This window comes from Paraburkholderia sediminicola (assembly GCF_046027825.1).
In the GTDB taxonomy this organism is placed as follows: domain Bacteria; phylum Pseudomonadota; class Gammaproteobacteria; order Burkholderiales; family Burkholderiaceae; genus Paraburkholderia; species Paraburkholderia sediminicola_D.
The window spans coordinates 38327-62885 of record NZ_JAQQDU010000019.1 but is presented as its reverse complement, the minus strand read 5'-3'; the positions used below and the strand labels follow the sequence as shown (position 1 = coordinate 62885).

The 24559-nt window shown below is 58.8% G+C and carries 20 protein-coding genes and 2 pseudogenes; 9 read left to right on the top strand and 13 right to left on the bottom strand.

Annotation, left to right across the window (positions count from 1 at the left end; translation table 11 throughout):
* The first annotated feature begins 265 nt into the window (after nt 1-265).
* Nucleotides 266-451, top strand: a complete 186-nt coding sequence (locus PQQ96_RS13165; RefSeq protein WP_408292238.1) for a hypothetical protein — start codon at nt 266-268, stop codon at nt 449-451.
* A 117-nt stretch (nt 452-568) separates the two neighbouring features.
* Here the strand turns inward: PQQ96_RS13165 and PQQ96_RS13160 are convergent, their stop codons facing one another.
* On the bottom strand, nt 569-1588 hold the full coding sequence (locus PQQ96_RS13160) for an alpha/beta fold hydrolase (protein ID WP_408292236.1): 1020 nt from the start codon (nt 1586-1588) through the stop codon (nt 569-571).
* A gap of 235 nt (nt 1589-1823) precedes the next feature.
* Here PQQ96_RS13160 and PQQ96_RS13155 point away from each other — a divergent pair, with 235 nt between their 5' ends.
* Both PQQ96_RS13155 and PQQ96_RS13150 read left to right on the top strand, forming a co-directional pair.
* Nucleotides 1824-2330 (top strand): universal stress protein, encoded by a 507-nt coding sequence (locus PQQ96_RS13155; protein ID WP_408292234.1) that lies wholly within the window; start codon nt 1824-1826, stop codon nt 2328-2330.
* Between the two features lie 178 nt (nt 2331-2508).
* A complete protein-coding gene (locus PQQ96_RS13150; protein ID WP_408292232.1) occupies nt 2509-2964 on the top strand; it encodes a TerB family tellurite resistance protein in 456 nt (151 codons plus the stop codon).
* 10 nt (nt 2965-2974) lie between these two features.
* Here the strand turns inward: PQQ96_RS13150 and PQQ96_RS13145 are convergent, their stop codons facing one another.
* From PQQ96_RS13145 to PQQ96_RS13130, 4 genes are all read right to left on the bottom strand, one after another.
* Nucleotides 2975-3205, bottom strand: coding sequence for an SDR family NAD(P)-dependent oxidoreductase (locus PQQ96_RS13145; RefSeq protein WP_408292230.1), 231 nt, complete (start codon nt 3203-3205; stop codon nt 2975-2977).
* Between the two features lie 44 nt (nt 3206-3249).
* Complete coding sequence (locus tag PQQ96_RS13140) at nt 3250-3894, bottom strand: SDR family NAD(P)-dependent oxidoreductase (RefSeq protein ID WP_408292228.1); 645 nt, start codon at nt 3892-3894, stop codon at nt 3250-3252.
* Nucleotides 3895-4031: 137 nt separating this feature from the next.
* Nucleotides 4032-4592 (bottom strand): MFS transporter, encoded by a 561-nt coding sequence (locus tag PQQ96_RS13135; RefSeq protein WP_408292335.1) that lies wholly within the window; start codon nt 4590-4592, stop codon nt 4032-4034.
* A 216-nt stretch (nt 4593-4808) separates the two neighbouring features.
* A complete protein-coding gene (locus tag PQQ96_RS13130; RefSeq protein WP_408292227.1) occupies nt 4809-5636 on the bottom strand; it encodes a transposase in 828 nt (275 codons plus the stop codon).
* Between the two features lie 767 nt (nt 5637-6403).
* Here PQQ96_RS13130 and PQQ96_RS13125 point away from each other — a divergent pair.
* The 3 genes from PQQ96_RS13125 to PQQ96_RS13115 all read left to right on the top strand — a co-directional run bounded on the left by PQQ96_RS13125 (nt 6404) and on the right by PQQ96_RS13115 (nt 10729).
* Nucleotides 6404-7597: a C45 family autoproteolytic acyltransferase/hydrolase gene (locus tag PQQ96_RS13125; RefSeq protein ID WP_408292225.1), complete on the top strand. Its 1194-nt coding sequence runs from the start codon at nt 6404-6406 to the stop codon at nt 7595-7597.
* A 209-nt stretch (nt 7598-7806) separates the two neighbouring features.
* Nucleotides 7807-9090 (top strand): MFS transporter, encoded by a 1284-nt coding sequence (locus PQQ96_RS13120; protein ID WP_408292223.1) that lies wholly within the window; start codon nt 7807-7809, stop codon nt 9088-9090.
* A gap of 271 nt (nt 9091-9361) precedes the next feature.
* Entirely contained in the window at nt 9362-10729 is a 1368-nt protein-coding gene (locus PQQ96_RS13115; RefSeq protein ID WP_408292221.1) for an aminotransferase family protein, read from the top strand.
* Between the two features lie 515 nt (nt 10730-11244).
* Here the strand turns inward: PQQ96_RS13115 and PQQ96_RS13110 are convergent.
* Complete coding sequence (locus tag PQQ96_RS13110; protein WP_408292219.1) at nt 11245-12417, bottom strand: IS701 family transposase; 1173 nt, start codon at nt 12415-12417, stop codon at nt 11245-11247.
* A gap of 80 nt (nt 12418-12497) precedes the next feature.
* On the opposite strand from PQQ96_RS13110, the gene tnpA reads away from it, so the two are divergent.
* The 3 genes and pseudogenes from tnpA to PQQ96_RS13095 form a co-directional block, all read left to right on the top strand.
* The gene (tnpA, locus tag PQQ96_RS13105; protein ID WP_408292218.1) at nt 12498-12887 is read left to right on the top strand and encodes an IS66 family insertion sequence element accessory protein TnpA; all 390 of its coding nucleotides are present in this window, start codon (nt 12498-12500) and stop codon (nt 12885-12887) included.
* 44 nt (nt 12888-12931) lie between these two features.
* A pseudogene (gene tnpB, locus PQQ96_RS13100) lies at nt 12932-13228 on the top strand (IS66 family insertion sequence element accessory protein TnpB).
* Between the two features lie 50 nt (nt 13229-13278).
* A pseudogene (locus PQQ96_RS13095) lies at nt 13279-13998 on the top strand (transposase); the annotation flags it as partial.
* Here PQQ96_RS13095 and PQQ96_RS13090 read toward each other — a convergent pair.
* The 7 genes from PQQ96_RS13090 to PQQ96_RS13060 form a co-directional block, all read right to left on the bottom strand.
* The gene (locus PQQ96_RS13090) at nt 13958-15205 is read right to left on the bottom strand and encodes an amidase (RefSeq protein ID WP_408292216.1); all 1248 of its coding nucleotides are present in this window, start codon (nt 15203-15205) and stop codon (nt 13958-13960) included. The pseudogene PQQ96_RS13095 and the gene PQQ96_RS13090 sit on opposite strands and share 41 nt — an antisense overlap.
* 120 nt (nt 15206-15325) lie before the next feature.
* Nucleotides 15326-16750 carry an aldehyde dehydrogenase family protein gene (locus tag PQQ96_RS13085; RefSeq protein ID WP_408292214.1) on the bottom strand — a complete coding sequence of 475 codons (1425 nt, stop codon included), beginning with the start codon at nt 16748-16750 and terminating at the stop codon, nt 15326-15328.
* A gap of 386 nt (nt 16751-17136) precedes the next feature.
* A complete protein-coding gene (locus PQQ96_RS13080) occupies nt 17137-18231 on the bottom strand; it encodes a porin (RefSeq protein ID WP_408292213.1) in 1095 nt (364 codons plus the stop codon).
* Between the two features lie 559 nt (nt 18232-18790).
* Nucleotides 18791-19879: an IS630 family transposase gene (locus PQQ96_RS13075; protein ID WP_408292211.1), complete on the bottom strand. Its 1089-nt coding sequence runs from the start codon at nt 19877-19879 to the stop codon at nt 18791-18793.
* Between the two features lie 283 nt (nt 19880-20162).
* Nucleotides 20163-21062 carry a LysR family transcriptional regulator gene (locus tag PQQ96_RS13070; RefSeq protein ID WP_408292209.1) on the bottom strand — a complete coding sequence of 300 codons (900 nt, stop codon included), beginning with the start codon at nt 21060-21062 and terminating at the stop codon, nt 20163-20165.
* 228 nt (nt 21063-21290) lie between these two features.
* The gene (locus PQQ96_RS13065) at nt 21291-22772 is read right to left on the bottom strand and encodes an NAD-dependent succinate-semialdehyde dehydrogenase (RefSeq protein ID WP_408292208.1); all 1482 of its coding nucleotides are present in this window, start codon (nt 22770-22772) and stop codon (nt 21291-21293) included.
* Nucleotides 22769-24313, bottom strand: a complete 1545-nt coding sequence (locus PQQ96_RS13060; RefSeq protein WP_408292207.1) for a carotenoid oxygenase family protein — start codon at nt 24311-24313, stop codon at nt 22769-22771. The genes PQQ96_RS13065 and PQQ96_RS13060 overlap by 4 nt, the downstream gene beginning before the upstream one ends.
* Nucleotides 24314-24559 lie beyond the last annotated feature (246 nt).

Below are 24559 nucleotides of genomic sequence, written 5' to 3'. Positions count from 1 at the left end.
GCCGACCGATCACCGAGTCGCTGGAGCAGGCGGATGAGGAACGAAGGGCTGCCTGCCGCAAACGCACACCTCAGCAGATTGCATCGCTGGCCGATGTTTTTCAACAGTACGCATTGCTAATTTTCCGCTCACTCTTCAGGCCTACGATGTACTCCATCGACAAGCGGCGCAATGATTTACGGCTAATTCCAATTGCCTGCCGCAATCGTCGCGACGCGGTGGACCGCCGGTCCGCCATGAATCGAATCACTCACTGGAGTGCATCATGTTTGCTAAATTTTCCAAAAAGCTGAGCGAGTTCTTCGTCACCACTGAAGATCAGGAGCGCGAGTCCTATTTGGCGTCGTCAGTCGACTTCGCCGATCTCAACCACCGCATACACGCCTTCGAAATGAACCACCAGCCGATCACCTTGTATTCGAATGGCGCGCCGCGTGACCGGCACGTTTGATTTCGCGCGAAACGCGGGCACGTGATTCTGAGGCTCTTCGAATATCGCCATCGTGTCGGCCGGCGTAGTGAGCACGCCCGAACGTGCTTGCACTGGAAAGCACATACGACATGCTCGCTACTGCGTCGCGATGAACCTGACGATCCGGTCAGCCAGCTGACGAGGGTACTGATACATCATCGCGTGACCGCCGGCCTTCACTTCCACCAGCGTGGCATCGGGCAGGATGTGAGTGAGCGCAACCGAATTGCGCGGCCACAGCACCTTGTCACTCGTGCCGACCAGGATCAGCGTCGGCACCGTGACGCGATCGAGACCCCGGAGCGCCTGATTGTCCTGCTTCCACCGCTGCAGAATCAGGTCTTGGGCATGCGTCACGGCGTCCTTGATGTGCGGTTCGGCGTAACCCTCAGGTGCGAACATGTCGTCGATAAAGCACGCTTTGGCGCTCGGCAGTGCGGATGCAGGAAACAGAACTTCCATCACGCGGTCGAAATGTCCGCTGCCGCTTCCCGACAAGACCTGATCGACGCCAGCGGGCGGCAACGCAGCGCGCGGGCCGGGAGGCATCGACGACAGCAGAATGAGCTTCGAGACCAGCGAAGGCTCGTCGATCGCGAGTTGCTGCGCGATGATGCCGCCCATCGACCAGCCCAATACCGTCGCGTTCTTCAGGTGGAGGCCGCGAATCAGCGCAGCGGTATCGCCTGCCAGATCGCGCACGCTGTAACTCGCGCCGCGCATCTGCGACTGCCCGATTCCGCGATTGTCGAAGACGACAACCTCATGATGCTTCGCCAGATCGGAGAGAAAGTACGCATTCCATTCGGCCATGCTCGCGCGATAACCGGTAATCAGCACGATTGGACTGCCGTGACCGAACCGGAAGTACCCGATCGAGCCGTTCGGCGTCTCGAGTACCTGCTCCTTCAGTCCTGCGCCGCGATCCTGACGGGACGTGTCGGACCCACATCGCATGTCCTCCTGCCAGGCGACCGTTCCGGCATAGGCGACAGGCAACATCTGCGGGACGAGCAACCCACAGCAGACCAGCAACTGTGCGATCAGGCGACGGCCATTGCGCTTCTGGCGCGACGGCAAACCGCCGGTCGCGTCCGTTCGATACGTGGATGTCATGCTGACTCCTCTTGACCCGATGCATGTCAGCGTAGCGATCGTTTGTTAGCGCAAAGTGAGCACGCGTCGCTTCGTCGTTTCCGCGACGTCGTTCGAAAAAGGCTGGCGATGTCCGTTGCCTGCAACTTATCCAACGCTAATTTTCCTCTCATTCTGCCGCGTCAGCATACGGCTATGGATCACGAGCGGCACAGGCCGCATTGTTCCACTGTCCCACTATAAGAAGGCACCCAGAATGTTCAAAAGGATTCTAGTTGCGGTTAGTGCAAGCTCGGTCGATGCGGTATTGGGATCGGCCATCGAAATTGCCCAAAAGCACGATGCGCGCATTTTTGCGCTGCACGTGGTCGACCCCACGCCCTGCTTGATGGGGCCAATCGACTACGACTTCGGACTCGTCGTCGAAGCGATGGAAGCACATGGACGCGAGCTCGTCACGCAAGTGACGGGTGTGCTGGACGACCATGCGCGTCCCGCCGAAATCCGCACGGTCACGCTGCCGATATCGGGTCTCTCGGTGGGCCGAGCGATCGCCTCTGCCGCCGACACATCGGGTGCCGACCTGATTCTTCTCGGCGAGCGGAAATCGGGCTGGTGGCGCTGGCTGAGCGTAGACGTTGCCTCGGAGGTGCGGCGCTACACGAATACGCCAATTCAGATCGTCCCCGGAGAAGTCAGCGCCGGCTCGACGCGTCGTCCTGCTACACGCTGGACCAAAGCGCCGGCCCCTGACGCCCGATAACCCGGGCGCCAGGATTTATTCAACGATGAACCCCAACCCTCGGCAGAACACACCGATAATTTCGTTTTCCTTAGTTAGCGGATGCATGGGGTGAATTGAATTGCCACGGTGACTTACCTGGATCATTTAAAAGTCCGTTTCACCGAGCCATTCTTGCCGAAATAGCAAGGAGTATAGAATGCGTCACTATGATTGCAACAGTCCCGAGGCAGCGGGCCGCATCCTGGCGGCATGTCTGCTTTCCGACGGACACCTTAGCCTCACAGAGCTTGAGGCACTCGATCGCTGCGGCATGGAAAGGCGGCTGTTGTTAAATCGAAGCCGCTTGCTCTCCATCGTGCAGACGCTGTACGAAGACCTGACGCGCTGCGGGTACCTGAGCTGGAGCGACGTGTGTCAGGTTGATCCCGAGACACTCGCCTGGCTGGCGGCCGATGTGCAGGACCGGCAGCTCCGTCGCGACATCATCGATCTGTGCAACGAAGCCATCACGGCGGATCGTAGCTACTGCGATCGGGAAGCCGACTTCCTGAGACTGCTGCACAACGCGTGGCAACTTCCGGCGCCATCACACCGGGCACATCGCGACGCTGCCGCAGACGACCAAAAGCGTGCACGCCTGGCTGGGAATTGATCCTCGACCTTCACTCCCACCGTACGCCAGCCAGGTCGTTCGACTGATCCCACAGGCGAGTCGAGAGATCCGTGTCGTTCCCTTGCGACAGGATCTTCGCCGAAGAAGGCGCACCCTTCATCTCGTAGAATCCGCACGGTCCGTAATAGGCCGCGGCGGCCGCATCCGGTGACGTAGCGGCGAACAGTGCAGGAAGTGCGCCGTCCGCGGCAGATTGGCTGAGCAGCGGCGCAAGGAGCAACGCCAGGCGCCATAGGAATTTTTTCTCTCTGGGGCCATTGGCGATCAGTTCGGTCCGGGCCGAGCCGGATGCGCCGCATTGCTCACCAGACCCCAGCCGTTCGCATCGCTGCGGCGCTGCGGTTCCGTCGAAAACAGCAGCATCGCCAGCTTTGACTGCGCGTATGCCTTCCACAGATCATAGGAACGGCTGGCCTGCAAATCGTCGACATCGATGCGTCCCTGACGATGGACAAGGCTACTCATGCTGACGACGCGAGCACGATGGGTCCCGCGCAGCAACGGCAACAGTTGTGCGGTCAACGCGAAGTGCCATAGATAATTCGTAGCGAACTGGAGCTCAAGGTTATCGGCGCTAACCCGACGGTCGGCTAGCGCCATAATGCCCGCGTTATTGATCATCAAATCGACGTGGCGCCCATTGGCACAAAGACGGTCAACGAAGTCCGCAACGGAAGTCAGGCTGGCGAGATCGAGCAATTCAAAACTCACTTTCGCGCCGAGATGCTTGTCCGCGATCAGACGGCTCGCCCTTTCACCTTTAGTCATATCGCGCGCCGCCAAAATCAGTTCCGCGCCTGCTCCCGCCAGCGCGAGCGCAATTTCATAGCCGAGTCCACCGGTTGCCCCGGTTACGATAGCCAGCTTGCCGGTCTGCGAAGGTATGTTGGCCGTAGTCCATTCTATCATTAGTATTCCTAAAAACTTCTATGAGACAGATCCCGGTCTTCAGTAACCGAATCCCCTCTGATCGACTATCGTCGCTGCCACGCCACGTCCTGGCATATCAGCGGATTGACGCACCGGTTTGCACAGGAGTTCCTTTTTCAGGAATCCGCGAGTTCCGCCCGATGCGGGGTATCCGCAAATACAGGCGCACGCTGGCCTGTCACCTCGAAGCGCGCCGTCCGGGCGAGATCGGTCAGATAAAACCGCAACGCCAGCACGGCCCCCACCACAATCAGCGCGCCGCTGACTACCGTAACCGAAGCCAGCGCGAAACGCAGGCCGAAGCGGTCAGAGAGTAGTCCGGTCAGATAAGGTCCTGGCATCGAACCAAATAACGCGCTAGCAATAACGCCGCGCGTTCCGGAAAAGGCGCGCCCCCGTGGATGAACCAGTTCCTGGGTCATGCTCATCGGCGTACTGACTGCAGTGGAGCCGATGAACCCGGCAATCAGAAGCAGACCATACTGGGTTTGCCAGGTTACCGCGAAATGAAACGTGACAAGGTAGAGTCCGGTACATAACCCTGCCGCTACCGCGATATACACTAGCTTCGCCCGCCGAAACCGCAGCGTGAGCCTGTCCATTATCCAGCCGCCGAGTGGCGTTCCGACGATCGGCAACAGCATTAACGAACTGGCCAGGAAGGCAGCCTGCTGCAACGGCAACCATGAATGCGATTCAACTGGTTGCTAGTTTCGACGCTGGTTTTGTACAGAGCGGCCGAACAAGCCCGAGGCGCAAATCGATGTCGGGAACGGCTTGCCGAAGATGCGACGATATGTTTCGGTATGCGAATATGAAGGTATCAACAGGTCGAGCACGATCGCGACGCTGGGCAGAGCGCCGACGATGCTACGAAAGGCCTGGACGTGAGATCAGTTTCGGCAGTAGTGCCGCAGATTGATCATCGTGTAGGCGAGCGTCTTTAACGCGTAGTGCACGTCACTGATGCGTTCGAAGCGCAGCAGCAGACGGCGGAACTTATCTTCCCAGGCAAAGACGCGTTCGATGGTCCTGAAGCGCTCCTCGAAGATCGCCGGATCAAAGCGCTGCTTGCGGCCCCGCTTCGGTATTTTGCGCCCACGCGGGTTCTCGGGGATGTTCGGGATCATGCCGCGATTGAAGATCGCCTTGCGGTTGGTCCGACAATCGTAGACGCCATCCAGACCGACGGTTGAACCTTGCAGGTCTGCGCCAATGGCGCGGGCCATTCCGGTGAGTCTGGGTAGCGCGTCGCGCAACAGCGGCGATTCGTTGCGGTTGCCCGGGGCCGTCACAAACGGCGCGATGATGTTGCAGTCGCGATCGCAGAAGGCGACGACCTTGCAGCCCTTGAGATGCTTGTGTCCGCTATACCCGAGGTTGTCGCCGCCTTTCTTCGCCGCAGTCGTCGTGCCGTCGCCGTGGATGACGGAAAGGTCGAGGAGCTGGTCCTGATGAAGTTGATGTACCGTGCCCGAAAAGATCCGGTCGATGCGGCCATCGGCCTGCCAGCGCCGCATCATCCGGTAGATACGCGTGTGGTGGATTTCGGGGCGGCCGTTGTCATTTCTTTCGATCGGCAGCATCATCCACTGACACCCCATATAGAGCGCCTGCAGGATGTAGTTGAAGATCTTGTGCAACGACAGCGTCGGTGGCGGTCCGCGTCGGCCACGACTCAGGTGTGGCAAGACAAATTCCTCAAACTGTGCTTCGCTCAATTTCGTCGGAATCGCTTGCCAGCATGGGTTACCCGTCACTCGCTGAATCCAGAAATCTGGACTCTAACCGATCTGCCTTCGCCGATCGCAAATCCATAACCGGCGCGGCTCACAGACAAATTCGATGGCCCAGGAAAACTAGCCACCGGTTGCAAGCGTTCCCGTTCTTCCATTAGTTTCACCAGCTTCGCCGCCTCCTGTCAGGACTTTGAGTCCCCCCGTTTCGCGTCCCCAACTTTCAGCCGTAGTATCGATGCCTGCTTCAGGTCGGGTTTTCCCCCATGAAAATAAAATAAGGATCACGCCAGTCACGGCTTGCCGCCGATCGTTCCATTCGGGGAACGCCACGTTCCTTGCGGGGGCTTTATCCATCTCGTCCAGTCGCGTAATGTAGTCCCGCGATGACCGCTAAAACTGAGTGCAGCGAAAAATCCGTGGGTACTCGATATCGAAGGTCGCATGACCTTTTACCAAGTTGAGACTGATGGCGGAAATTTGAGCTATCCATCCCACTACTTGAGATTGCCCATGTTCTTTCAATTTGTGCGAATGCGGCACTTGCACCCCGGAGCACGGCAGATTTACGAGCAACACCATGGGACACGAAATTGGTGCGGGCTATTAAACACCACGACGTCCAAGGCAGGACGGCGCGAAACGGTGAAATCATGAACAGTCCGATTCAGCTCCGGAACTTCACGCGGTAGCCGCAACTGCACGGCTGCGACGAAGCAGCTTCTACTAGCAATACATTCCTGGAAAAGCACATGATTGAAGTTGATACGATTCTGGCGGGTGGTCCCGCTGACTTCTCGGAACCCAGACGACTTGTTTTGAGCGGCTCTCATCAGGAGATTGGTCGCGACCTCGCTGCGATTGCTGCCGAGCGCTATGGCTGGCGACCCTCGCCAGTCAATGATCCGGCACGAGTGCGGGCACGCAAGGCCTGGTTCGCCGAGCACTGGCCTGCCCACGCCGCGCGCATGCGCGGTGCTGCATTGGCCTGTGGCCTCGCCTACGAAGACGATACTTTCGATCTCGGCGAAGTGCCGTATCTGATGTCGCTAGGCGCCTGCTCTGCTTCGTGGCATCCGCCCCGGCGCACGTCCGATGGCCGGGGACGTCTTAGCCGCAACTACGACTTCAGCACCGGTACGCTCGGTGAGTTCATCGCGGCCTTCGAGGCGAACGGCGCATCGATGACGCCTCCTCCTGCGCGCGCCCCAGGTCAATTGCCGATGACTGCCCGTCCCTATGTGATCGAGACCTACCCGGACTCGGGGTACGCCACGTTGCAGGTGCGATCCTATGATCTGCTCGGCGGCTGTCTCGACGGCATCAACAGCGCCGGGCTGACCGTCGCGCTGCTCGCCGACCTCGACGCCGCCGGCCAGACACCGGCCATGGCGTTGCAACCCGGCGTCAACGAACTCGAAGTGCCCTGCTATCTGCTGGAAACGTGCGCGAGCGTGGCTGAGGCACTTGAACGGCTCGCGGGGCTCGAGCACTACGCAGCGACGCTTCCATGCCATTTCATCATCGCTGACCGGACAGGCGCCTCGGTCGTTTGGGAGCCTTTCACGGCCAAAGGTGCTACGACAATTCCCGGCGATGGCAAACCGCAAGTCGTTACCAACCATGAGTTAACCCGATTCCCGACAGTCGGCGATCTTCCGGACGACGATGGCCACGGATTCACCTATCGGCGAATGCGCAACCTGACGGAGCGCATCGGTGATCGCGTGCTCACCACGGCGGAGATCGCAGAGGCAGCCGCCGCGGTTCGCTTTTCGCGGGCTTCGGAAGGCATGGAGGTCAGGACCTTGTGGAACTCCCAATATGACGTCGATGCACTGACCCTCGACATCGTCTTCTATCTCGGCGACGAGGGCAGCGGCATGCGCTATTCGCCGGTACAAAGGCTTCGGTTGGACAGGGCCGCGGCTTTTGGCCCCGTTTGACTCAGCGTTAAAGCCATGTTTTGCATCAACCATGCAAAACATCGCCGATGCCTCGTGAAGAACTGACCGAACCATCGCAAAAGAGACCGCTTCCAAGGTCTTGAAGAAATATTGCATCCCTAACGTATATCGACTTTCGTTACAGTCCCCCCGCCAAAGCACAACCCAAACAGCCACCGTGTTTGAATGAAATATCAAGGAGAAGAGCAATGAGATGGAAGTCAGAGAAAGACAACACGAAGGCGGGGATTCACGACACCGCTTACGAATGGAAAGTACTCATTCTGATGGGGCTCGGATTTGGCCTTGTGGGTTTCGACAGATGGCTGATTGCCCCGCTCTTTCCCTCCATAATGCGAGACCTCAATCTCAACTATCAACAACTCGGTAACCTGTTCGGCATTCTGAGTTTCACGTGGGGATTGTGGGCCATCCTTGCAGGGCCCGTCTCCGATCGAATCGGCCGCAAGAAAATCCTGACGGTCACGCTGATGGTGTTCTCAGTGTTTTCGTGTCTTTCCGGACTTGCCACCGGATTCGCAACCTTGATGGTGATGCGTGCGCTGATGGGCGTCGCGGAAGGCGCATTCACGCCGGTCAGCATCGCGGCGGTGGGCGAGGCATCGCTACCCTCACGGCGCGGCTTGAATCAGGGCCTTCAGATGGGTATGTTCTCCATCTTCGGAATGGGCCTTGCGCCGATCGTCGCGACGCAATTGCTACGGGTGGTTTCGTGGAACTGGGTGTTCCTGATTTCGGCAGCCCCAGGATTCGTCGTGGCATTGTTCACCTGGTTCACGCTTCGGAAAGATTCACCCGGCCTCCCGGCGTTTGAAGCGAGCCAACGAACGAACGTGCGGTGGACCGAAATTTTCCGCAGTCGGAATGTCTGCATCGGTGGGGTTGCCATCCTGGGCGCGATGGCCGGCATGTTCATCTTGAGTGCAATGGTGCCGAGCTATCTCGCGGAGGTGCTGCATGTCGAAACGCAACGGATGGGATGGATTGTCTCTGCGACCGGCTTCGGCGGAACGCTTGGCCTGTTCACGATGGTACTGCCCTCGGACTACATTGGAAGGCGCCCCGTTGCGATCTATGGGTTCCTCGTATCCGCCATACTCCTCTTCCTCTTTACACACGTGAGCGCCGATCAACCGTGGCTCCTGTTCTGGATGCTGTTCCTGATTTCCGCTTTCGCTCTTCCGTTGATCAGCCTGATATGCGGACCGATCGCAACGGAGGCCGCGCCGCCTGGACTCGTGGCATCGTCGGTAGGTTTTGTGGTCGGCGTTGGTGAAATCTTTGGCGGAGGCCTGGCGCCCGTCATCGGAGGCGCCATCGCCGAGCACCATGGCTTGCGAGCCACTCTTTACTTCGCTTGTGGGATGCTGATGCTTGGCGCTGTTGCGTCTGTCTTCCTGCTCGAAACAGCGCCGCGCCAACGTCGATCGAGTGTTGCTACATCTGCGAGCGCGCTTCGCACACCTTCGTAAGCGCCCGCTCTGAGTCGGGGTTTGGATATCGCGACCTGGACCCTGACAGAAGGCGGGTCAGCGGTGCAGGGATGAGTAGATGACGGCGCACTACTCGCGTTTCCGACTCTTCGCAAACAGTGAGATCAGAAGATTTCATCGACGGACAAAGGATGGGAGACGCTCACCTCTATTCCTTTGGCCATACATAACGCGTATTTCAAATTCACCAGTAACGACAATGTGGACAGTACTCAATCCAAATTGACAATGATCATTTAAAGAGGACAATATGACCGTTGATAACGATGCAATGAAAAGGGCCGATGCACGCTTCCACCTGCATCCGATGACTAATCCAACGGAACAGGTGAGTCGTGGGCCGGAGATGGTGTCGGCAGCAAAGGGAATCCGCTTGACGATCGACGATAGAACGGTAATAGATGGACTGTCCGGCCTCGGTTGCGTGAACATTGGCTACGGCAATGAAGAGGTTTCGAAGGCCGCCTACGAAGCCATGCGCTCGCTGTCCTACTGCCATACGTTTTTCGGATACTCGAACGGTGCCGCCGCTGAGCTCGCCCAGCGCTTAGCCAAACTCACTGACCATACCTTCGAAAAATTCTTTTTCGCATCGACTGGGTCCGATGCCAACGAATCGGCAGTCAAGATTGCCTACCACTATTGGCGGCTGCGCGGAGAGCCGCAGCGAAGGATGCTTCTATCGCGGCGTCATTCATATCACGGCAACACCGTCGTGGCGACGAGTCTGACAGGCATCGACCATTACCTTCCGCAGTTTGGTCTGCCCCTGCCGAACCTCGTCGCTCACGCCGATTCGCCTTATTGGTATAAGTATGGAAAAGGAAAAACACCTTACGAGCAAGGCCAGGAAGCAGCCGCCTCGCTAGAACGGATCATCGAAGAAGTCGGTGCAAACAAGATCGCCGCATTTTTCGCCGAGCCGATGCAGGCTACCGGTGGCATGATCATGCCGCCAGAGGGTTACTGGAACAGCGTGCGTGAAATCTGCACCCGGCATGACATCCTTCTTGTCGCAGATGAGGTCGTCACCGGCTTCGGCAAAACGGGCAAAATGTTCGGGTTCCAGACGCTGGGCTTCACACCCGACATGATCACATTAGCCAAGGGTTTGACTTCATCATACTTCCCGATGTCGGCGGTAGGTATCAGCTCAAAAATCAATGCGGTGCTAAGTAGTGAAAATCACGACTTTGAGCATGGCTTTACCAATTGCGGGCATCCGGTTGGTGCGGCTGTCGCATTGGCCAATCTGCGCGTCATCGAGCAAAACGATCTGGTTGCGCATGTCGCGCAACGGCTGGGGCCATTGGTGGCTACCCGGGCAGCCCGTCTTCAGAAGCATCCGGCGGTGGGCGATACACGGTCGCTAGGTGTACTCGCGGGTATCGAATTCTCGGTCGCCGACAGCGAAGAAGAGAATGCGGCGTTCTGCAATCTGGTGATCAGAGCTGCGTATGAGCGTGGACTTTTCGTTCGTGCCAGTGCCGCCACGCTGCATCTCGTGCTTCCGATGATTACAACCGTCGAGGATGCCGGGCAGTGCTTCGACATCATCGACGCGGCCATCGAAGAGGCGTATGCCGCGCGAAGCAACAGAGAACGATCAATCGCATGATAGATGGGAATTGTCGAAGTTGAAAATCGGGGCATCTGTGCCCTGGTGAAGACTTCGACTTGTTTTGCAGTGTCTTTCTCAGACATATATTCCTGTGCAGCAGGATGCGGCGCGCGCTGGCCGACCTGGAAGAATGACTGAGAGAGACAGCAAAGGAGTGCCCATCATTCTGATTGATGGGCACTCCTTTGTCGCGGTCGAAACTAACTCTGCCCAGTTTCCACGTTCAGCAATTCGCGCGACTATCAGTCCGGCTCCGTGATCGACGGAGAGGTAGATTCCCTCGACCCTCAGCGCTTGAAGAAGCCCTTCCTAGGCGCGCTATCCAAGGTGTTCGCTCGACGGCTCCCGATGGGTGGGGTCGCTTAGTAGCCGTAGATATAGAAAAGCATGAGGTACGCAGCCGCGTCGCCGGTAGTGGCACTGCTGGGCGCGGTACTGGTGCCTGCGCCGCCATGCCGACCAGGTCAACACGTACTCGACGGAGTGAGCGCCGCGCCATAGGAGGCGACACATCAGCCGGCGGATCTCCTGCACACTGAGTGGCACCGAATCTTCAGGTGTTTTTTTTTACCGCGCACCCGCAAGGCGACGAGCACGGCATGGGCCAGCAAGGCCAGCGTGATATGGCGGTACCAGCCCTGCCATCGGCGTACCTCGTATTGATCGAGCCCGCATTCGCCTTTGGTCGCCTCGAAGCCAGTTTCGATTTCCCACCTGCGGCCAGCGACGTTTACCAAGGTTTGCGTCATGGCTTTGCTGCGCGGCGCATATACGACGTAATACGCATGCTCGCGTTCCGCACCCAGGCTGCGTCGCACCAACAGGTAATGCCCGAAACGGCGCTCTTCTGCGGTGATCTGCAGACGCCACAGCGGGGTCAGCGCCCAGTCATACAGGCGCTCGCCTTTGGCACCGGCACCCGCTGACAGGCGTCGCCATGCACGCGCCGGCAGGGCCTCGGCGATGCGGTCTGCCCGTACGTAATCCGGACCATGCCACCACAGGGGTTCGTTCTTCGCGATGGCCAGCACGAAAGACTGGCCACGCGACTCGAGCCATAGCCGCAGGTTACGGTCGCTGTAGACTTCGTCACCCGTGACCCAGCCACACGGCACACCTGCGTCCAGCGCCCGCTCGAGCATGCTGCGCGCGAGTTGCGGCTTCGTGGCAAACTCCACCGCCCCGGGGATGCCAGCTGCCTCGCAGCGCGCACGGTCGTCGGTCCACGCCTTGGGCACATACAGCTCGCGGTCAATAAACGCGCTACCGCCGCGACCGGCATAGCAAAGAAACACGCCGATCTGGCTGTTCTCGATACGGCCTGCCGTACCACTGTACTGGCGTTGCACACCGGCCGAGTACTGCCCCTTCTTGACGAAACCCGTCTCATCCACGATGAGCACCGCGTCACGCTCGCCCAGTTGTTCGACTACATACCTGCGAAGCACGTCGCGTGCGGCATCAGCATCCCACTGCGCCCGTTCCAGCAGGTGCTGCACACCGTCGGGTGTCGCTTCGCCGATCCATTCGGCGAGTTGCCAGCCGTTCTTGCGCTCGACTGTGCCCAGCAAGCCCTTCAGGCACGCGAGCGACCGCTGTCGGGGCTCGGGCCGCCTGAACAGATCTCCGCGCCGCTCGTGCAGTGCCTCCAGTTCACGCTCCCACGCCTTTGCAGTTGAATTCACTATCCATTCATGTAGGAATACTAGGTATTATACGTATAGTAAAAAAATCTACGGCTGTAGTACTACAGGCTGCAACGGCGATGGGTACACGTCACCCACGGCAAGGGGAAGTGTTTTGGGGCGAAATGGTCACCACCTGGAAAGAGAGTGGTATCGGCTCTCGGCGGTTTTGCCGAGAACAGGGTCTCGCGGTAAGTACCTTCAGCCTGTGGCGTAAGAAACTTTTAGGTGCCGTCAAAGAGATTAAGCCGCCGCTCGCGGTTACTGCGGGCGCGGCATTCATCGCTTCGAATATGGATTGCAAGTTGGCGCACCAAGTACCGGCCGTCGCACTGCCAATGGCTGACGCGCCGGCGTCACGTGATAGGGTGACGCTCTCGCTCGCTGGCGTTCGTATCGAACTGAGCGGCGTTCACGCCGAGCGCATCGTGCGATTTGTGCTCGGGCAGCTCGGAGGTGGTCAGTGCTGATTGCTTCAGACGTTCGCGCTTACATCTGTCGCGACCCAGTCGACATGCGCAAGGCGATCGATGGGCTGTCTTATCTTGTCGAGCCGCTACTTGCTCAGAAGCCTGCATCGGGCAACCTGTTCGTCTTCGTGGCGCGAGACCGCTCCAAAGTGAAGATTCTTTATTAGGACCGGACCGGCTTCGCGCTTTGGTATAAGCGCCTCGAAAGAGGCCGTTTCCCGTCACCCTCATTACTCGCTCAGCGCGGCTTCACGCTCGCGGAGCTCAACGCATGGCTCGAAGGCATCGAGATCCCGGCGCGAGAGCCGCACCGCACCGTGGCAGTGACACGCGTGACGTGAAGTGCTCCAGCGCAGCCCCGAGCTTGTAAACGTGGCTTGAGTTAGGCATCATGGAGCACATGCCACCCAACGCCGTCACTGTCGCGGATCTTCCCGTCGAGCCCGATGCGCTGCAAGCATTCGCGCTCGAACAGAACCGGCTCGCACGGGTGTTGTGGGAGCAGTTGGAAATCCTTCAGCATCAGATTGCGCAGTTGAACCGTGCGCGCTTTGGTGTGAGCTCCGAGCGCCTGGCGGGCCAAGCCGAGCTGTTCGACGCCGCAACCGATATCCCGGCACCGCCAGCAGTCGACGCCGTTCCCGTAGAGAGTCACACCCGTAAAGGGCGTCCTGCACTGCCCAAGGACCTGCCGCGCACACGCATCGAATACGATCTGAGCGACGAACAGAAGATGGCGTTCGATACGCTCGAACGGATCGGCGAAGAGTGCAGCGAGACGCTTCATTACGAGCCGTCCAGGCTCACCGTCATTGAGCACATCCGCTTCAAATATGTGGCGAAGAAGGATGGCGAATCGACCATCGTGACCGCAAACGCTCAGCCGTCGCCGTTGCCCAAGAGCAATGCAAGCGCCAGCCTGCTCGCCAACGTCATGGTCAACACCTATGTCGATCATTTGCCGTTGAATCGACAGGAAATGCGCTACGCGCGCCGTGGCGTTCACTTACCACGCGCCACGTTGTGCGAATGGAAACTGGCATCCGCCGAGCTGCTCTCGGTAATGCTGCCTAGTTTGCGCGCTCACCAGTTGAAGGCGCCGCGCATGCACGTGGATGACACAACGCTACCCTTGCTGGAGCGAGGTCGCCCGCAACAAAGCCGCGGCTACCGAGCGTTGGGCATAGCAGCGCATCGTAGTGTCTCAGCACCTGACTGATACGGCTCGAAATGGCCACTTCGAGTTCCGCGCCTTCACGCGCCGTAGCGCCTTCCGCACGCGCCAGAATCAGCTTCGCTGCATGCAACAGATAGTCGTTGACCAGCTCTTCCTTGCCTTTTGATTGCTCGTTGACCCACACCATAAATGGTGCAAAATGGATGGCCGATGCGCGTATGACGTCCGCTCTCGGAATCACCAGATCAACGAGCTCGACAATCGCCCCGGCCGATCGCAATGCATCGGCGACAGCCAATGTGTTGACACGAATTTCTTCGTCAATCGGCCATGAGCCTCCAAAGTCGATCGACACCGCGATGCGCATTCCGCGAACGTCTTCCGTTTGTTCAGGAAGCACGTATGTCGGGCGCAAACTGATCGCATCATCAGGGTGCGGACCTGCGGCCACGTTCTGCATCAGAATGGCATCGGCCACCGTGCGCGTCATCGGACCGACATGGCAATACGTATCGAGATTGAACGGTGCCCACATCGGCACGCGTCCATAGGGTGGCTTGAAACCGACGAGACCACAAAACGAAGCAGGGACGCGAATCGAACCCGCAACATCACTGCCCGAAGCCAGAGTCGTGCTACCCGCAGCGAGTGCAGCAGCCGCGCCGCCCGATGAGCCACCAGGCGTGAAACCGAGATTCCATGGATTGCGTGTCACGCCATCAATCTTCGAATGACAGAAGTAGGACATCGCGAATTCCGGCAACGTCGTCCGCGCGTGCACAATTGCGCCTGCTTGCTGCAGACGATCGATCCAAGGCGAGGTGAATTGCGCGACCTCGTGCTCAAGGAGCAAGGACCCCAAGGTCCATGACTGATTCGCTATCGGCTCCTCGCCCTTAACTGCCGTCGGGATGCCGTCGAGCGGACCTGGCGACACGGTGCTATTGGGTGCATAACGCGCCTCGGATTGACGCGCGGCTTCATAGGCCGCATCGTAATGCGTGTCGTAGAACGCGTTGATCGACGGTTCGACTTCTTTCGCCCGTTCGATGACCGCGTCCAGCAGCTCCACAGGCGATAGCGTTCGCTTCTTAAAGGCCGCAATCGCGTCCGTAGCGGATAGGTAGTGCAACTCACTCATGTCTATTCCGGTATAGGTTCTGGCAGGGTGGAACCCCTTGCGGGGTTTGCATCAATCAAAGCGTCGAGGTCTCACAGACATAAGGGGTTCGATACACCCAGTCTCTGAAACCCTCCACCATCAGTTCCAGCCAACGATACCCTTGATTTCGGTGAAGTCATGCAGACCAAAGTCGGCGTACTCGCGACCGTTGCCGGACTGCTTGTAGCCGCCGAACGGGGCACGCGTATCCCAGTCGGGATAGTTCAAATAGACCGACCCCGCCTTCATCTTGCGTGCGACCTTTCTCGCGTGGTCGATATTCCCTGACTGCACATAGGCTGCCAGGCCGTACACCGTATCATTTGCGATGTGAATCGCTTCGTCTTCGCTAGCGTAAGGAATGATCGCGAGAACCGGACCGAAGATTTCCTCGCGAGCGATCGTCATCGACGGATCGACATTCGCGAAAATGGTCGGGCGAATGAAATAGCCCTTCGACAGATGCTCGGGACGATCACGTCCTCCGCAAATGAGCGTGGCACCCTCGTCGATCCCCCTACCGATCAATCGCTGGATCTTGTCGAACTGCGTCTGACTGACAACCGGCCCGTTCGACGTCTTTTCGTCGAGCGGGTCGCCGACCGTCACCTGCTCGGCCGCCACACGCGCGATACGAATCGCTTCTTCATGTCGAGCGGCAGGAACAAGCATCCGCGTCGGTGCGTCGCAGGATTGCCCGGAGTTCGCGAAGCACGCTGCTACGCCTTTGCTCACTGCCGTCTCAAGATCGGCATCATCAAGGATGATGTTGGCTGATTTCCCGCCCAGCTCCTGCGCGACGCGTTTGACAGTATCCGCTGCCGCCTTCGCGACGATCACGCCCGCGCGGGTCGATCCCGTAAACGACACCATGTCGACGCCGGGGTGTGATGCCATCACCTGCCCAACGTCCGGACCCGTACCGTTCACGAGATTGAATACGCCAGGGGGCACGCCTGCGGCCTCGATGACCTCTGCAAAGATCAGGCTGCTAATCGGGGCAATTTCGCTTGGCTTCAGGATCACCGTGCAACCTGCTGCGAGTGCCGGTGCGACTTTGGTGACAACCTGGTTCATCGGCCAGTTCCAGGGCGTAATCAGCGCACAGACACCAATCGGCTCACGCGCCACGAGCGTCGTGCCGCGCTTCTCGTCGGCCGCGAAATGCTCAAGCGCCTCGATCGTCGCTTCCAGGTGCGCGCGTCCAGTGTAGGCTTGCGCATCCATCGAAAAAGCCAGCGGTGCACCCATCTCCTCGGTGATAGCCCTAGCAATGTCCTCGTATCGGTCGTTATACGCATCGAGAATACGTTTGAGCAACGCGATTCTGTACTCGGGCAGTGTCTCGGAGTAAGAGACGAACGCATTCCGTGCCGCCACCACAGCTTTGTCGACATCAGTTGCCGAACCCGATGCAATCTGCGTGTAGACCTCTTCCGTGGCCGGATTGATCACATCGAGTGTCTTCTCGGAGACCGGGTCAATCCACTGTCCATTGATAAAGAACTTCTTATGATTCGACATTTCAATCTCTTGATTTAGGTGTAAGCGGGCGAGAAATACGCCAGGCACAATAAATTTGTTGTTTAAGCGATCCAATCGTTATTAATTTTCGATCGTCAATCCAGCGTCACCTGGAGGCTGACGGCTCGACGCTTACCTAGCATCAAGGGCGCGCCGGCCAGAGGCACGATTACAGAATGGCCGGAGGCGGCACTGCGCCTGTTGCACGGATGATATAGAGAAGACTTTGTCGTTGTGAGCGCGCGCTGCCGTCCAGTCCAACTTTATCGCTCATTCCCTCGGCAATCTAAGGGCGCAGCAGTAGAAGCCATACGCAGTCTCATGCGAACCGCGAACCGCCAACGCAAGAAGCGATTGGCGGCTGGCAAATTAAACCGCTCTTTACTTTAGAACTTGTGCTGTATGCCAATACCGATGGTAGTCGTATTGGAATCCGGATAGCCACTCGTCAACTGAGCCGTCGTAAGAGCCGTGAGCGCATTCGCGCCTTTCTTGGCCGACATCAAGCCGATATAGCCATACAGCTTCGTCCGCTTGCTCAATGAATAGTCGTCGCTGAGGACGTACATCGACGTCGCGTTGGTGGTGTCCATTCTGTTCTCGGTAAAATAATAGGCAGCGGTGATCTCCTGCGCTGGGGAGAGATTCCAGTTCACCCCGCCGCCTGCCATGATGACGTGCGACGGTGGCGTCATGCCGATGGGAGCCACGGCGTTGCCAAGCGGCAAATCGTAATCGACGTACAGGGCTTTTATCGTGACGCTTTTTATGCGGTAACCGACGCCCATCTCCCAGATGCGCAAATCACGGGTCCCCGTCGAATCGTTCTTGGTCAGGAAGCCGCCATTTCCAATCAGGCTGCCGTTGTCGTAACCGACGGCAGCGGAGATAACCCGGCCTTGAGATAGCGCGCCCGGTACCCCGCCGACCCGGTAGAGCACGCTAGCGCTCATACCACGATCACGATACGAATAGGATATGGCGTTCGACTCATATGCGGTATCGCCGGGCGCAGGATCATTTCCCTCAAGGAAATTCCAGGCGCCGGCCGCGCTATACGCGTTTTTGGCATCACGAGGATCGGAGAAGACCAACGCCAGATAGGCGGGGTCGATCTGCTTTCCCACCGTTACGCGGCCGTACTGGTTCTGAAAATAGACATTCGACTCCGAACTGAATAACGTTCCCGCGCTGTCCAGCGCCCCGTTCCCGCTATTGAACTCGCCCATCAGCCTGAAGCCGACTTGCATGCCCCCGCCAAGGTCTTCTTGTCCCTGCATGCCGAATACGTTGTTGTCGCTGCCGCCAGCGCCTGTAAACATGGTGACGCTGTTCTTGGTTTTCCCGCCCAGTCCGGTTCCGCCATTCTGGCTCTGATACATCAGCCCTGCGTCAACGACGCCGAATAGCGTCACCGAACTTTGCGCATGTACTTCTCCAACCGAAATGAACAGTAACACGGCTAAACTTAGTTTCTTCATGATTGACGTTTCCATTCCTTCGTTCTTCCAAGCTGTTTAATTGGTTTATATCTCGCGTCACTAATTTATATCTGCGATTTCTTCCTTTCCTATGACCGTCGACTTTTGAGCGTCAGCTACCAATGTCCTGCTCCCCAAGACGAGAAGCTACGCAGACGTAAATGCTGAATCAAGGCGAATCGGGAACATGGCGTTCCGCCTGCGGGACGATGGGTCGTGGCAAGCTTTGCGACTTGGATTTTCGAAATGAACTATCAGTAAAAGTACCGATGGCTGGTGGTGTCGCTGCAATGCCGCGTCATGCGGATTCCGATGGGAGAAGAACGGCACGGACCTTGAAAGCACTCAAGATCGTAGCTGTAGCGGTCCAACGAATTTTGACATATCTTGAGGAGATGATTCTCCAAGCTGAACTGAGAGAGACGAGTAAGCGATCAAGCCGAGGAAATGGAGGCCGAAGCGATGCGACTTGTGGTGCGCAAGTCTGCCTGATCGTCAGGACCTGCGATGCGCCGGGTGCGGACAATTCGCCCTTGTAGCGGTGCCGCAATGCTGCGCACTAGTGTCCCGAGTTAGAGATTCGTAGACAAAATCGCTTGACGCTGGCGAGGATGTCGTCGGCCGATTTGGTCCAGTTGAAAGGTCTCGGATCAGTGTTGTTGATCTGGATGTATTGGCGAATAGCCTGTTCGAGTTGCTGGGTGGAGCGATGAGTGCCACGGCGGATGTATGTCTCGCTGAGCGTGGCAAACCATCGTTCGACCTGGTTAATCCACGAAGCAGAGGTCGGGGTGAAATGCGCATGAAAACGTGGATGGCGAGCCAGCCAGGTATTGATCGAGGAGGTCTTGTGCGTACCGTAGTTGTCCATCACCAGATGCACGTCCAGTTGGGATGGCACGTTGGCCTCGATGGTGCGCAGGAACTGCAGGAATTCACTGCTGCGATGACGTCGATGCAGTTCGCCAATGACTTCGCCCGTAGAGATGTCCAGTGCCGCGAACAGTGTGGTCGTGCCGTGGCGCATATAGTCGTGCGTGCGTCGCTCAGGGATGCCCGGGGCCAGCGGCAGCATAGGCTGGGTGCGGTCCAGCGCCTGGATCTGGCTCTTCTCGTCCACGCACAACACCATGGCCTTGAGCGGCGGGTCCAGATACAGCCCAACGATATCGCGCACCTTGTCCACAAACAATGGATCGCTGGAGAGCTTGAAGGTCTCCTGCCGGTGTGGCTGAAGCCCGAAGGCTCGCCATATCCGCGTCACGGCTGTCTGCGACAGCCCCATCTCGCGGGCCATCGTGCGCGTGCTCCAGTGGGTCGCTCCCGTGGGCACGGACTCAAGCGTGCGGGCAATGAGCGCGTCTACCCGGGAGTCCTCGATCGTCCGGGGTGCTCCCGGGCGCGGTGCATCGAGCAACCCGTCCACGCGGTGATTGATGAATCGCGAACGCCACTTCGATACCGTATGCGAGGTGACACGCTGTCCTGTCGCCACCGTCCTGTTGTCGATGCCCGCGGCGCAGGCCAGCACAATGCGTGCGCGCAAGGCCAGCGCCTGCGCGGTCTTGCGTCGCATTGTCAGCGCCGTGAGCTGTTCGCGTTCCGCTTCACTCAAGACAAGTGGCGCCTTCGGTCTTCCTCTCATCATCGCCTCGCTTATTTGCGAACCCTGCAACCCAGGTTAGTACACAACGCAAATAAGGCAATGAATTTTTAACTCGGGACACTAGAAGCCTAGCGGCCGCGCAACAACCTGCAGATGTAAACGGACGAGAAACGCATCCGGAAGCTGCAAGCGCGCGTGTGGTTTTAACTCGCTACCGACTTCCTCTCGCTTGACACCTGGCGGCGCCCCAAGGGCTCCTCAACAACAGATGGTGAAGCTCGCCGGATTGACGAACTAAAGTAAAAACAGCAGACCATGCGCGTCATTATCTGCGTGTACGCCCGCCACCGAAACGCTGAGTGAAGGCATTCAGCAATGCAGTTACCCGGGCCGGAGTGGCCTTGCGGCTCGGCAGCAAGGCGTAGATCGCAAGCGGGACGGGCACAAAATCAGGGAGGATGCGCACGATGCGGCGCGCCGCCAGCGCCTCCTTGCAGAGCATTGTGGACAATACGGCGACGCCGCACCCTTTCTCGGCAGCAAGCAGGCGTCCCTGCGCGCTCGGCACGGATAGCCGTGGCTGTGTTGAAAGCGAGTGAATCGCGCCTGTTGGCGTATGCGCGAATTGCCACACCTGCCCTACGCTGGTCGTGACCATTGGCCAGGACCGAAGCTCGTCAGGCGACTTGGGCAGTCCGTACTTCCGGATCAGTGGAGGCGACGCGAATATACCGAATTCGACGTCATAGAGGTGGCGCGCAACGATAGATGAGTCCGGCAAAGCTGTCTGGCTTTGATAGAGAAGGAGGTCGTACCCGTTTTCAATGGGATCAACGAGGTGATGCGTGATCTCGATCGTCGCCTGTAGTTCAGGATACGTCGACAACAAATCCGGCAGGATGTCGAACAGGCCTTGCGTCACGATCTCATACGATGCTGCAATACGAAGCATGCCTCGCGGCACGCTGCTCAGAGATTCGTGCTCGTTGAGGATGTCGTTGAGCTCCGTGACGTGCGGTTTCGCCCTGGCGAGCAGATCACGTCCGGCGTCGGTTAAGCGGACACTTCGGCTGCTTCGCTCGAGGAGCCGTTCGCCGAGCCGCGCCTCGAGCGCGGCGACGGCTCGGCTAACGGTCGATTTCGGTCGACCGAGCCTTTCAGCAGCGCGGGTAAAGCTGCCCAGTTCGGCAACGCACAGGAAAACGTCCAATTCGTCCCACTGCATGGCACTCACTATCGTTACCTTTCTTCCGCTGATTATGAGTGATGATGCAAGGTCAGTCCAGCGACTCCATAATGGGACGAACGAACACGATTAGCCTCCTCGCCCCGGGCAGCCTCCGTCATCGTGGGTAAGTAGTGGCTGTTCGCCGACAGCTTTCAATATCATGACCGTCGCCAGGTCTTCCTGGGCGAATGTTTGTGCGACACGGGGCGCTACTCCCCATTGCCCCTACCTGGCTACCGCACTGTCGAGGCAGATGTATTTGGTCTCCAGATATTCATCGATTCCGTACTTCGATCCTTCCCGGCCCAGCCCCGACATCTTGACGCCGCCGAACGGTCCAACCACGCTTGAAATCAGCCCGGTGTTGACACCGACCATCCCCGATTCGAGCCGCTCGCTCACACGCAGGGCCCGGGACAGATCGTTTGTGAAGACATAGGATGCGAGGCCGAACGGCGAGTCGTTCGCCAAACCAATGCCTTCTTCCAACGTCTCGAACGGGATCAATGCGGCGAGTGGCCCAAATGTCTCTTCGGAAGCAATGAGCGCGTCTTGCGGCACATCGGCGAGCAGCGTAGGCTCGAAGAAGGTCTGTCCCAGCACGTGTCGATTACCGCCCACCAGCACACGAGCGCCGCGGGAACGTGCGTCGTTCAGATGGCGCTCGACCTTGGCGACCGCCCTTGTATCGATCAACGGTCCAATATCGACACCGGCATCGAAACCGTTGCCGACTTTCAGTTGCGCAACGCGGCGGGCAAACTTCTCAGCGAAAGCCGCATACAGCCCGCGCTGCACGTAAATCCGATTGGCACCCACGCAACTCTGTCCACTGTTGCGGAACTTGGCAACCATCGTGCCCTCGACGGCAAGATCGAGATCCGCGTCGTCAAAAATAAGGACCGGTGCGTTACCTCCCAGCTCCAACGAGAGCCTTTTCATGGTGCGGGCGCATTGTTCCATCAAGGTCACCCCAACAGCCGTTGACCCGGTGAACGACAGCTTGCGAACCACGCTGCTCGTGGTCAACACGCCGCCAATCGTGCGGGGATCGCCCGTGACCACGTTGAACACGCCAGGCGGCACACCGGCCTCATGCGCGAGACGGGCCAGCGCGAACGCCGAAAACGGCGTCTGCTCCGCGGGTTTGAGCACGACGCTGCAACCGGCCGCCAACGCCGGGCCGACCTTGCGCGTCACCATAGCCAACGGGAAATTCCACGGCGTGATTGCAGCGCACACGCCGACCGGTTGCTTGATGACGTTGATCGTCCGGTTCTGTATCGGCGCCGGTATCACGTCGCCATAGGTCCTGCGCGCCTCTTCAGCAAACCATTCAAGGAACGACGCGGCATACGCCACTTCGCCCCTCGCTTCGCCTAGCGGTTTGCCGTTTTCCAGCGTCACGATCGTGGCAAGATCATCTGCGTGCCGTTGCATCAGATCGAACCAGCGGCGCAGCACCTTGGCCCGATGCTCCGCCGTCTGTTCGCGCCATGCATGAAACGCGGTCTCCGCTCGGGAGATCGCCAACTCGACCTGGGGCGCAGAGAATCTGGGCACTGCGCCGATTGTCTGTCCGGTGGCGGGGTTGACGACGTCGAAGGTTTCGCCGTCTTCCGCAGCGACCCACTCGCCATTCACATAGCACAGGTTGTGCAGCAAATCGGGCCGCGACAGTGAAATTCCGGTGAGGACGATGCTCATGCGCGGCTCCCGATGAAGTAGCCGTGAAAACCCGATGGCACGGCGTGCGGCACGAGCGCCTTCGCGATGGGTTCCAGCGAGGCAGGGTCGAGTGCGAGCAGATACGAATGCCCCGCAACACCATCCAGACCGACCGAGAGGAGCACCCCGTCCGATTCGGCGGTGCGCCCGGGGCGCGGCACAAAGACTGGCTCTCCAAGATAGTGCCTGTCGACGCTATACGTCTTGTAGTCCCCGGACGTCAGGTCGAACGAAGACAACTGGTTGTAGAACCGCGATGTTGGCCGGTCATCGATACCCGTGGCGTAGAACCGGCCATAGCGGACGCCGTTGCGTTGCGCGTAATCAAGCGTCGCCAGTTCGACGCAAACGTCGGCGATCAGCGTCTCGCCCACGGCGCCGGTATTGGGATTCAGACGATAGCGATAAGGCTTCGCATGGCTGCGCAACTCGGGTGCGCGCGCCTCGGTAAAAATGCCGCCGGCCGGGCGCAAGGCTGGATCGAGGCCAAGTTCCCACACGTGGTCGCCATTGTCGTAGACCGCCATGTCGAGCACGATCTCGTCGCCGTCTTCGTAAGCGTTCACGGTGTGCATAACGTAGGACGGCCTCACCTCGATCGTGCGGATGAGCCGCTTCTGAATCAAATCGATGATATGAAGATACATTGGCGTGTCTTTTCGCCAGTACACGGATCCAGCTACCGAACCCCCGCTTGCATATAGCGCTCCATCGAGGCGCAAGGGCGACTCGGGCAGGATGATGTACCGATCAGTGACACAGAACGCGTGGATAAAAGCGGACTGATCGGTTGGGATTGAGGCAATCGGTTCACGCGTAACGCTTCCCTTCGGCACGCGAAAGAAGTTGTACGACTCCTTCACTTCGCCGTGTGCGGGCTGAACGAAATAGTTGATGGCGCTCCCGTCACGCGGATGACGATGCCAATGCCCAGTCGTGCCGCGCATGCGCCATTGGTCGACCGGGTTCCCTGCACAGTCCTGCTTCTGAAGGACGTCATCCCATACGAGCGGCCCAAGCGTTTCGAGCGTATCGGGTTCGATGCGAACGGGTAGCGTGCTACCGTCGGTCGTCGCGTAGATGTCGCCGGCGATCTCCATGAACGCGACACTGGGATTGACCGCAGGCGCGTCGCCCCGGGCGGCTTCTTCGCGAAGCCGCTGCATGGTCTCCCGACCCACGGGCGTGCCGAACGTGGTGTTGCCGAGGCGGTGATGCTTCTCGATGTACGCGAACATCGGAGAACGGCAGAATCGGTTTGCATAGCTCACCTGGCCGTCGCGGAATCCGAAGCGATGAAACATGGCCGGACCATCGAACTGGTGACGCAGCAGATCGTCGCCCGCCTCGAACGTCCCCGGGCCATTGCGCAACAGCTGTCCAGAGAGCCATTGCGGGAACTTGCCTTCGATCTGAAGCGCGGGCAGATCGACTTCGGCACACAGCGATGTGAATGCTGCCTGGTGTTCGGGTATGGCGCCTGATGTTTGTTGCGTTGTAGCGGGGTCGCGGAAATCCATCGCGTCATGTCTCCTTGGTGTGCGTCAATCGAATCGAGCCTGCAGGCTACGCTAGCCAGCCCCCCATAGAAACGGGCGGGCAGGAACGCAACGTTCCCGCCCGGGAACGACCTCCCCCCACACCCGCTGCGGATTGGTCTTCGTTTCACGCACCTAGGGATAGTCCTGAGTACCGCGGCCCGTGCACGTGTCGAATCACTACGCGACACGCCGTCGCTGCGATATAACTGCGGTCCATGCCGGACG